8 protein-coding genes and 1 pseudogene are annotated in these 10,409 nt (G+C 38.1%); 7 read left to right on the forward strand and 2 right to left on the reverse strand.

Annotation, left to right across the window (positions count from 1 at the left end):
* The first annotated feature begins 53 nt into the window (after positions 1–53).
* The 7 genes and pseudogenes from AC1DSB_RS08280 to pstA all read left to right on the forward strand — a co-directional run bounded on the left by AC1DSB_RS08280 (position 54) and on the right by pstA (position 8,655).
* Positions 54–1,871, forward strand: coding sequence for a bifunctional metallophosphatase/5'-nucleotidase (locus AC1DSB_RS08280; RefSeq protein ID WP_477586410.1), 1,818 nt, complete (start codon positions 54–56; stop codon positions 1,869–1,871).
* A 101-nt stretch (positions 1,872–1,972) separates the two neighbouring features.
* Positions 1,973–2,317: pseudogene (locus AC1DSB_RS08285) on the forward strand (DUF6359 domain-containing protein); the annotation flags it as partial.
* Positions 2,318–2,443: 126 nt separating this feature from the next.
* A complete protein-coding gene (locus tag AC1DSB_RS08290; RefSeq protein ID WP_477586416.1) occupies positions 2,444–3,721 on the forward strand; it encodes an endonuclease in 1,278 nt (425 codons plus the stop codon).
* A 377-nt stretch (positions 3,722–4,098) separates the two neighbouring features.
* Positions 4,099–5,889: a stalk domain-containing protein gene (locus AC1DSB_RS08295; RefSeq protein ID WP_477532025.1), complete on the forward strand. Its 1,791-nt coding sequence runs from the start codon at positions 4,099–4,101 to the stop codon at positions 5,887–5,889.
* Complete coding sequence (locus AC1DSB_RS08300) at positions 5,886–6,746, forward strand: phosphate ABC transporter substrate-binding protein (RefSeq protein ID WP_477532024.1); 861 nt, start codon at positions 5,886–5,888, stop codon at positions 6,744–6,746. Before AC1DSB_RS08295 ends, AC1DSB_RS08300 begins: the two co-directional genes overlap by 4 nt.
* A 77-nt stretch (positions 6,747–6,823) precedes the next feature.
* The gene (gene pstC, locus AC1DSB_RS08305; protein WP_477586412.1) at positions 6,824–7,753 is read left to right on the forward strand and encodes a phosphate ABC transporter permease subunit PstC; all 930 of its coding nucleotides are present in this window, start codon (positions 6,824–6,826) and stop codon (positions 7,751–7,753) included.
* Positions 7,754–7,755: 2 nt separating this feature from the next.
* Entirely contained in the window at positions 7,756–8,655 is a 900-nt protein-coding gene (gene pstA, locus AC1DSB_RS08310) for a phosphate ABC transporter permease PstA (protein WP_477532022.1), read from the forward strand.
* Between the two features lie 317 nt (positions 8,656–8,972).
* Here the strand turns inward: pstA and AC1DSB_RS08315 are convergent, their stop codons facing one another.
* Positions 8,973–9,398 (reverse strand): ester cyclase, encoded by a 426-nt coding sequence (locus AC1DSB_RS08315; RefSeq protein WP_016428141.1) that lies wholly within the window; start codon positions 9,396–9,398, stop codon positions 8,973–8,975.
* 281 nt (positions 9,399–9,679) lie between these two features.
* Positions 9,680–10,144 (reverse strand): DUF3291 domain-containing protein, encoded by a 465-nt coding sequence (locus AC1DSB_RS08320; protein WP_477586414.1) that lies wholly within the window; start codon positions 10,142–10,144, stop codon positions 9,680–9,682.
* Positions 10,145–10,409: the final 265 nt, after the last annotated feature.

The raw sequence follows: 10,409 nt of genomic DNA on the forward strand, positions 1-10,409 counted from the left end.
CCTTTTACGTTGTCATTGATGCACACCAATGATACCCTTTTACGTTGTCATTGATGCACACCAATGATACGCACGCTCGTTTAGACAATGCTGCAAAACGCTTAACTGCCATTAAAGAAGTTCGCGCAGCAAAACCTGATGCATTGTTACTTGATGCTGGGGATGTCTTCTCTGGAACATTATATTTCAACAAGTTCCAGGGACAAGCGGACCTTGCTTTTATGAATTTGGCCAAATATGATTTCATGACTCTTGGAAATCACGAATTCGATCTTGGCTCATCACCTGATGGCCATCAAGCACTGGCTAATTTTATTAAAGACGCAGAATTCCCGATTGTCTCAAGTAACGTGGACTTTTCGGCAGATGCAAACTTAAAAGATTTGTTCAACGATTCGACTGGTATTGACCCGGTCGGCGGTAAAATGTACAACACGATTATAAAGAATATTAATGGTCAGCGCGTTGGATTCTTTGGTTTGACAACGGAAGAAACAGTTCAAATTTCAAGTGCTAATGATGTGACATTCAAAAATTACATCACTTCTGCAAATGAAGCAGTAGAAGAACTGGAAAGCCAAGGCGTAAACAAAATCGTGGCAATTACCCACTTAGGTTTTGATGATAATCCTGCCTTCGATAACGATCAATTATTAGCGAAGCATGTAGATGGCATTGATGTAATAGTCGGTGGCCATAGTCATACACAATTAAAAGCTCCTGTCGAAGTGGCAGTAGACGAAAATGGTGTGGCAAAGGACTTAACAATCATCGTACAAGCCTACCAATATGGTGATTTCTTAGGCACGCTGGATGTGACTTTTGATAAATCAGGTATCATTACTGCGCACAATGGACAATTGATCGCAACTGCTGGCAAAGCGGAAGATGCACAAGCAAAAGAATTGCTTCAACCTTACGCTGATGAAGTTGCCACAATTAAAAATGAACCTACAGGCGCTACTGCACTTGAAGAACTAGCGAACCCACGCCTTGGATCTACTAGTATGGAGAGTGTCCGGGCAAATGAAACAAAGCTTGGAAATCTAATCACTGACGGCATGCTTGATAAAGCGAAAGAATATAACTCCAAAGTTGTGATTGCAATGCAAAACGGCGGAGGAATTCGAAATCCAATAGACGCAGGACCAATCACAGTTGGCGAAGTGTTGACTACCCTTCCATTCGGTAATACGCTCGCTACCATGACACTGTCAGGTGCGGAAATCAAAATGGCACTTGAACAAAGCGTCAGTCTAGCACCAGGCGAAAACGGTGGATTCTTGCATATTTCTGGTATGAAATTTACTTACGACAGCCGCCTAGCAGCTGGAAATCGTGTTACTTCGATGAAAGTCAAAAACACAGATGGCTCTTTCTCGGATATCAATTTAACATCTGATTATGTAATTGCGACGAACGCATTCACTGCAAAAGGTGGAGACGGCTTTACAATTTTCAAAAATGCTTACGACCAAGGTCGCGTTACAGATTTAGGTTTATCAGATTGGGAAAATTTACGAGACTATGTTCAAAAATTAGGTACTGTAAATCCACAAATTGAAGAACGTATTTTGGACGATGCTAAAGCTCCTGTTGAACCGACTGGACCATTTGAAGTTACTCCGGAAGAATTTTCTGGATCTGCTGAGACACCAAAAACATTTATTGGCGATGTTATAGTAACCATGGAAAACGCTCAATTACTTCAACATGCAACAATTACAGGCGACCTGGTGATCAAAGGAACTTCTTCAACTAACTTGTCATTCTTGAACATTCAAGTTGAAGGCAATATGGACCTTTCCGGACTAGATTTAAACAATGTTAGCCTTGATGGCATTCAAGTGGATGGAGACATCATTTTCTAAGCACCCAGAAAAAATTTAAATAGACTGGAGCGTACTTAATGACTTACTTAAAACGTAAAAAGACTAGTCTCCTTGGACTGGTTTTCATCTTATTACTCAGTATGGTCATACCTTACACATTACAAGTGGCAAAAGCCGAAGAAGTTAAGACAGTGTCAGATGCCATTGCCAACAACAGCGGCAAAGCAACCGTTCGCGGCTATATTATCGGACATATTAACAATGCCACAAATGTCTCCAAAACTAATCTGCCTGACGATTTCAACTTCGCTATTGCAGATCGTGCAGACGAGAAAAATGTAAATAACATGCTTTTCGTAGCTGTAACTTCTAGTTTCCGAAGTGATTGGGGATTAAACTCAAACCCTTCACTTATCGGAAAACAAGTGGACATTTCAGGTGACCTGACAGCGTACTTTACAAAGCCTGGTTTGAAAAACCCTTCAGCTATTGCATTTTCAACCGTTGAAGAACCGATTGAGGTAACACCGATTACACCAGAAAAAACGTTCAATTTCACAAATATACAAACGAATAAAATCACTATCGATGACCCAAGTATTTCYGTTACGATGGACAGTTCTTCGAAAATCACAGATGGCCTCTTTGTAATAGGAGCATATGGTGAATTTCATGGACAAGGATTCTCGTCGAACAAACTGACACTTAATCCAGTAGCTGCAGAAGCAATTTTTGATTTCAAAGGTAATATTGCTTCCAAAGTTGTGGTGGATGGACCGAACGTCAAGGAAATCCRTGGCGCTGAAAACATTCAAGCCCTAACTTTCATTAACGGTGCTAATCCTGAAACAATCGCATATACGAACGTAAAAGGCGAGGTAATTGACTACCCTGCAGATCCGAATGCAAACCATTCACCAATCCTGGCAAATATATTCACGAACAAATCAGTGAAAACAGGTCAAACCATCACCATAAACCTAGCTGAACATTTCACAGATGTGGATAACGATGAGTTAACCTACACATCTACACTTGGTACAATTACAGATGGCGTATTGACATTATCACTAGCTGAAGGCTCGTATATTGTCGGAGTTACAGCAACTGATGGCGAATWCGAAGTAACAGGAAGCTTCTCTGTAACTGTATCAGATACTGAAATCCCACCTACCGCTGGTGATTATTACAAAGATGCAGAAGGTAAACAAGGTCAAACGCTAAAAACAGCTTTACACGATATCATAAAAAATCAGAAAGTCCTATCATATGACGCGGTTTGGGCAGCTCTTCGCGAAACAGACGAGGATCCGAACAACCCGAACAACGTCATTTTGTTCTACTCAAAAGTATCAAGCCCGAAAAGCAATAACGGAGGGAACACAACCAACTGGAACCGGGAACACGTTTGGGCAAAATCACATGGCAACTTCGGCACAAGCAACGGCCCAGGTACTGATATTCATCACTTGCGACCAACCAACGTTCAAGTTAACAGCTCACGAGGGAACCTTGACTTCGATAACGGCGGAAGTCCAGTAAGTGGCTGTAATGGTTGCTTAAAAACAGGCAGTTCATTCGAGCCACCTGATAGCGTCAAAGGCGACGTTGCTCGCATGCTCTTCTACATGGCAACACGCTATGAAAAAGGAGATAAAGTGGATTTAGAACTGAACAACAATTTAAACAATGGTTCAGCACCATACCATGGTAAACTGTCCATATTGCTACAATGGCACAAACAGGATCCTGTTGATGCATTCGAAGCAAACCGCAACAATGTCATTTACAGCATCCAAGGAAACCGCAATCCTTTCATCGATAACCCACAATGGGTAGAATCAATTTGGAATGCAGCTAATCCAAACGAATTGGAAGAAGCATCATAAACAAGCCTCCTCCCCTTCATCATCATGATGAAGGGGCTTTTTTTGCAATGTAAGACTCAAAATTCTTACCCCCTCCCTCTCTGTCGTATTGGATATGCTGCCTATTTACATAGAAGAAACTCATTTCACATATTAAAATTCCCCAAGGATTGTTCCGTTTTTATTTTGCATTTTGGAACAATTCTTTTTACAATCTATTGCTACTGTAATTCTTAATAAAATCCGTATGATATTTTTACAATTTTCACACAAAAAATCACACCAGCTTAATATAACCAGTCTACAATGACTTTAGTAGTGAGTAATTAGACTGGGAGGAGAGGTATTTACTGGTTTTTATTTATTTTATTTGAACTATAAAAGAGGAGGAAGAAAGAATGAAGCGCCAAGTAACTAGTTTATTTATTGTATCCGCTGTTTTATCGGGTAGTTTATTTGCTCCCGTAGCAATTAATGAAGCACATGCTGCAGTCGTGCAACAAAATATGACTGTAAAAAAAGAAATGGTCTTAGTTGAGGGTATGGAAAAATCAGTTTCATTTATTGAGATCAACAAGATTAAGCTTCACTCCGTACAAGAATTGGCTAAAATGATGTCTGCTTCCATCACTTACAATCAAAAAACAAAAACATATACGATTACAAAAGGAATCGGGAAAAACAAAAAAACAATCCAGTTAACTCAAAACTCCAATGTTTATGTAGTGAATGGTAAAAAAAGTAAGTTAGGGATTCCAGCAAAGCTAGAACAAAAAACATTATTTGTCCAAGCAACACCCCTCGTTAAAGCATTAGGTGGAGATATATTAACAGATAAAAACCTATTAATCTCTGTAAATGGTAGTTTTAAACTTGGATCTTCCAAATTAATGGTAGACGGTATCGGAAAACAAGTGAATACGTTCACTGTAAACGGCAAACAGCTTTATTCTGTTCAAGATATTTCAAAATTATTTTCTGCAACCCCAACAATCGGAAAGAATAATGAAATCACTCTTTCTAAGCAAGGTAAAACTTTGAAATTTAAATTATTAAGCAAGGTATTACAAAATAATGGAACATCCATGAAGTTAGTAGCAAGTCCTGTCCACGTGAAAGGCATTGTTTACGCTGATCTGAACGATATTGTTACTGCATTTGGAGGTGATGTTCAAAAGTTAAATAGCAGTTTATTTGTTGCAACTTCTGGTTTAGTAAGTGGAGATACGTTTGCGCCACAATTCATTAATGAAAAAACACTATTAGTTACTAATAATGATCGTTCAGTGCTATTAGACACCCAAACTAAAAAAGCAAGCTGGACAATTAATGCAACAGATTTAATTGTTTCACCCAATGGCAAAAAAGCTGTTTATTTGGACGAAACAGGATTTATGCATTTAGTCGACTTTGAAACGAAAATGGATACTGTTTTAAATGCAGAAGATGACTCACTTAAAGTTGAATTTGTTTGGTCATCTGATGGAACAAAGGTTTACTTCCTTCAAGGAGATAAAAACGAAAAAATTTCATATATGACAATTACTGATGGTAAGGTTACAAAAGTTTTTGAAGATAAGCTGACATACAAGTCGGATTTACATTTATCTTTTGATGGAAAAAAAGTTCTGTATGTAGTTGGTAAAGAAGGAACGACAAAATATACAGATGATGACAAAACAGATGTGGACTCTATCGATTTAACTGGCACTGAGCCTCAGATTTACTCTATAGACCTTGAGAGCAAAGAAGTGAAAGCAGATCAATTGACCACGACGAATGATAATAAAGTTTTCTCTATGTTCCTAAAAAATGCGGGCATCGTGTATTTAAGTGCTAAGACAGATAGTGAAGAGCTTCCAGAGTTAAAGATTTTATATGGAGTGGATGAAACGACTGTACTTGTTAAGAACAAAGACATTATTTCATCTCTGGTAACACCACAAGGAAAACTAGTGATTCTAGTTGCTGAAGAAAACAGCATGAGCACACTTTACGAAGTAAATACAGATACAAAAGGGTTAAGAAAATTAGCTCAAACTAACCTTCAATTAACATCATTCACAACTTCTCCTGACGGTAAGTCACTTGTTGCGACTACACCGGGTGAAGACGGCGAAATTGTGGTTGTATGGAAAAACGGTCAATTTGAAGCATTAACGAAAAATAAAGGAGCGAATAACAAATGAATATCTTGAAACGATTTACAGCAGCGGCACTAGTGGTTGTCGCATCAGTGGGTTTAACTTTTGGTGGAATAACAACAACAGCTCAGGCAGCAACAAGTGGGAAAATCGTCGTTGCAGGTTCTTCTGCTTTATTACCTTTAACACAACAAGCTGCAAAAGAATTTAAAAAAGCTAATCCTAAAGTTTCTATTTCGGTATCAGGTTCTTCTTCAATTGCTGGTCCTCAATCTGTTATGAAAGGTTCAGCAACAATAGGCGCAGCTGACTGGGATGCAACCAAAGCTGTTCCTGGATTCAGCGCATTTGATAGTTTAAAAGCTCACAAAATTGCAGTTATTCCATTTGCAACAATCACTCACAAATCAAATCCGGTAAAAAATTTATCAACAAAACAGCTTCAAGATATTTTTTCAGGGAAAATTAAAAACTGGAAGCAAGTTGGTGGCGACGATTCAGAAATCGTTGTAGTAAATCGTAAACATGGTTCTGGTACACGTGTTAACTATCAAATGAAGGCTTTAGCTGGAAATGATTTTATGTCAAAAGGTGAAAATTATAAAGAAGTTAGCAGTAATGGAGATATGGTTAAAAATGTCGGAGCAAATCCAAATGCTATCGGTTATACAGATTTAGCTTATGTAAAAGGTGATATTAAGGCTCTTAGCTTCAACGGTGTATCTGCAACTACGACAAAYGTTGTGAATGGTAGCTATAAAATTTGGGGTTATGGATACTTATTGACAAAAGGCACTCCTAAAGGTGCTGAAGCTGCATTTATTAAGTTCATTCAAAGCAGTAAATTCCAAAATGGTTCTTTAAAGAAACTAAAGTTTATTCCTATTAGTGCAATGAATTAAGTTAAATCTATGTTTACCATAAACATAGAAAGCCAGCTCTAATCAGAGCTGGCTTTAAATTAGTTTGGAGGATTTTTATGGCAAAGATCGCACATCCACTACCCACTGTAAATGTTTCATTTGCAAAAAATCAAATGAAGAAAATGAAACTTAACTACTTTAATAATCGATTATTTCAAGTCTTCTGTTTTACTAGCGCACTTTTCATGGGACTTGTTCTTTTCGCTCTTGTTCTTTTTATCGGGCGGACAGGATTTTTAGTCTTTAATGATGTTTCTCTGACTGAATTTCTCTTTTCTACGACTTGGGAGCCTTATGAAGAAAAGTATGGTGCTGCCGTCTTTATCATAGGTACACTTTCTTTGACCGCATTAACCCTGTTGTTTGCTGCACCGATTTCCATAGGACTAGCAATATTCACGGTTGAAATCGCACCAGAATCACTAAAACGTATAATTCGGCCTGTTTTGGATTTACTCGTGGGGATTCCGTCTATTGTCTATGGCTACTTAGGTTTAACCATTCTTTTGCCGTTTTTAAGACAAGTGACTGGAAGTCTGTTAGGAGATGGTTTGTTAGCTGCAGCGATTGTTTTGACGATTATGGTATTACCTACGATTTCAAGAATTAGTGATGATGCGATCACTGCTGTTCCTCGGGAGCTAAGAGAAGCGAGTTATGCTATGGGGAGCACAAGATTTCAAACAGTGTTTGGGATTGTTTTGCCAGCAGCAAAATCRGGGATATTTACTGCAATCATTCTAGGGATGGCTCGGGCCATTGGTGAAACGATGGCTGTTGTTATGGTGATAGGGAATACAGCACAACTACCAACTGATTTGGTCACACCAACCGCTGTACTTACCAGTAATATCGTTAACCAAATCATTGATGTTGAATTTGGATCAACATGGAGTAATGCCTTGTACATGATGGCTTTCATTTTATTAATGATCTCGTCACTTATGATTGTCCTAATCCGCAAACTTCGTCCAAAAGGGGTATAAGTATGAGAAGTGGTATTTCAAACGAACTGATAAAAAATAAAAAATCAAGATACCTTGTTGATCGTATGCTGACAATTAGCTTATGGATATTAACAGTGATCGTTCTTTTTCTCATCGCTGCGTTACTTCTATTTATTCTTTCAAAGGGTTTACCAAAACTGACTCCTCACTTTTTCTTTGGATTACCAGATGAAATTTTAGCTGGAGGAGGTGTTGGGCCGTTTCTGATTAACTCCTTTTACGTCTTATTTATTTCATTGGTCATTTCGATTCCAATTGGTGTTGGTTCAGGGATTTATCTATCAGAGTACGCGCCAAATAATCGATTAACTGAATTTATACGAACATGTGTTGAGAGTTTAGCAACCGTACCTTCGATTGTATTTGGATTATTTGGCTATGTTGTATTTGTAGATATCTTTAATATAGGTTTAACCATTTTAGGAGCTGGTGTTGCCTTATCGTTGCTTAATTTACCTGTTATTACACGAGTAACAGAGGTGTCGCTTCAAGCTGTTCCAGCCGAGTTAAGAGAAGCATCCTACGCGTTAGGATCAACCAAATCAAAGTCGATTGTCAATGTAGTCGTTCCTGTGGCCATGGGTGGGATATTAACTGGATTAAGCTTGGCCACCTGCCGTGCTTTCGGTGAATCTGCTGTTATTTTACTTGTTGGTGGAACGGGGACATCGGGGAATATGTGGGACTTTAACTTGCTTTCGCAAGGTGGGACCTTACCTGTCCATCTTTGGTATCTTCAATCAAGCGCGATTGTAGAAGATGCTGCAGATATTGCAGACATGTCTGCAGCGGTTCTAGTGTTAATCGTCTTAATAATTAGTTTAACGATGAGATTTCCACTCTGGTTGAGAGATTACAAAATGAGAAGTCGTATGAAATAGGAAGTAACACCTCATTACTCCATAAAAAAAGCTCCCTCTTAAGGCAGCTGGTTCTTCTTACTATGGCTGACAACTTCACTTATGGAGAAGTAACCCATCTTTTGCGTCTAACTCAAGGATGGGTTATTTTTTTGGGTTTAACGACAGGAATGACACGATTAATGCTGTAAATGTTACCGCAAACATCTTATCAAGACTAATCTTAAAAAAGTTTCTATAAATCTTCCTAACATCCTTCTTACGCTAACCTGCTGCGTTAGTTTAACAAGAAAAATCTTGTGTAGCACTTTTATTTTTTAAATAGTTCGGAAAATAAACTACTTAATATTTTTATTACTTTCTAATTGTTTTTGAATACCTGACCTATCAATCTGAATCCAATACTCTGCAATTTTTTCATTTTCTATTTTATATACAGCACTTGCAATTTCAATTACTGGCAGACCCGTTGGGGGAAAACCATCGATTTCTCCTACGTGTTTACCTACTTGTTTCCAACGTACATATACTTTATTTCCTTGTACTAAAAATTCTTGAATTTCTAAAGAAAAATTACCATATGCTTCAATCATTTCTCTTACGTGTTCAGCATAATCTTTAGGTGTCCTCAAAACTGTTTGTTCTACTTCAGATACAATTTGATGTGCCAATACTTGTTCTGCCATTAATTGATTTGAGTAATCAGGATTATTACCTGAACGTACCTCTTCAAAAAATTCTCTAACAATTTGTTCTGGTGTCATTTAAAAACCCCCTTATTAATAAATTCAAAACTAATAATATCATAGGTGATTTTATTCTAACTATTAAACTAGCTAGTGCGTTAGTTTAACAAGAAAAAAGAGCCGTCTATACAGCTCATTGATCTTCAACTAACGCACCCGATAGTTGAAGTGTAATACTTCACAATTTCCTCTAGAATAAATAAAAATGGCGATAAAAATGTCACAGGAAGGTGTATTACTCCTTAACGTCACCATTAGTTTCAATGGATAATTTCCCAATTAATAAAGGGTCCCCCCTGCTACTTCAACAAGAACGTCTCCCCTTTTTCATCAAATGMATGCTTAAAGTCAAATGCAAAAGGAGTGGGACCATGCTGAATATAATAGTTGTATCTCTTGAATGCCTCCTCCCATGAGACATCCTGAACCTTTTCTGTCCACCAAACTACATAAGAAAGGTGTTTCTCTGGATATGGCTCGATCCATCTGCTTCTATCTCGTAATGCTTGCTTATGCTGTCCTGAATAGGTAAAGCGATATAATGATTGAAGGCTTCTCCATACTGTTAGTGTAAGAATAGGAGAACCATTTCCCTTTACGGTTTCTTCAGGGAAAGGGACTCCTTCAGGTGAAAACGCCTCTATAAGTCCTGATTTAGTTGCCTGACGATATACTTCATTTCCCACTTGAAAAAATTCACGAGAGGCAGGGTGGTCATAGTGGTGGTTTAGCCTACCAACAGTATAGATTGAAACTAATGCCATAAACAGCCCTCCATCTATAGTCTTTTCCTAGATATATTCAAGTAAAAATGTGAAAATTCCTTCTTCAGCTAACCTGCCTCGTTAGTTGAGGAAGAAATGCAATCTGTAACATATCTATTCTATCGCTGAACGAGTGTGCTGCATGCACTCCTAGTAGACATAGCACCCGGATTGGGAAGTATTCGTTTTCATTACTCCATAAGAAAAGCTGCCCTTTAAAGGCAGCTGGCTTCACATTTGTATATATACCGACTGACATAATGTT

This window comes from Paenisporosarcina sp. P4_E4_2 (assembly GCF_056401595.1).

Coding starts and splice junctions, on each gene's coding strand:
- AC1DSB_RS08280 (WP_477586410.1), top strand. CDS start 54: ATGCACACCAATGATACGCACGCTCGTTTAGACAATGCTGCAAAACGC.
- AC1DSB_RS08295 (WP_477532025.1), top strand. CDS start 4,099: ATGAAGCGCCAAGTAACTAGTTTATTTATTGTATCCGCTGTTTTATCG.
- pstA (WP_477532022.1), top strand. CDS start 7,756: ATGAGAAGTGGTATTTCAAACGAACTGATAAAAAATAAAAAATCAAGA.
- AC1DSB_RS08315 (WP_016428141.1), bottom strand. CDS start 9,398: ATGACACCAGAACAAATTGTTAGAGAATTTTTTGAAGAGGTACGTTCA.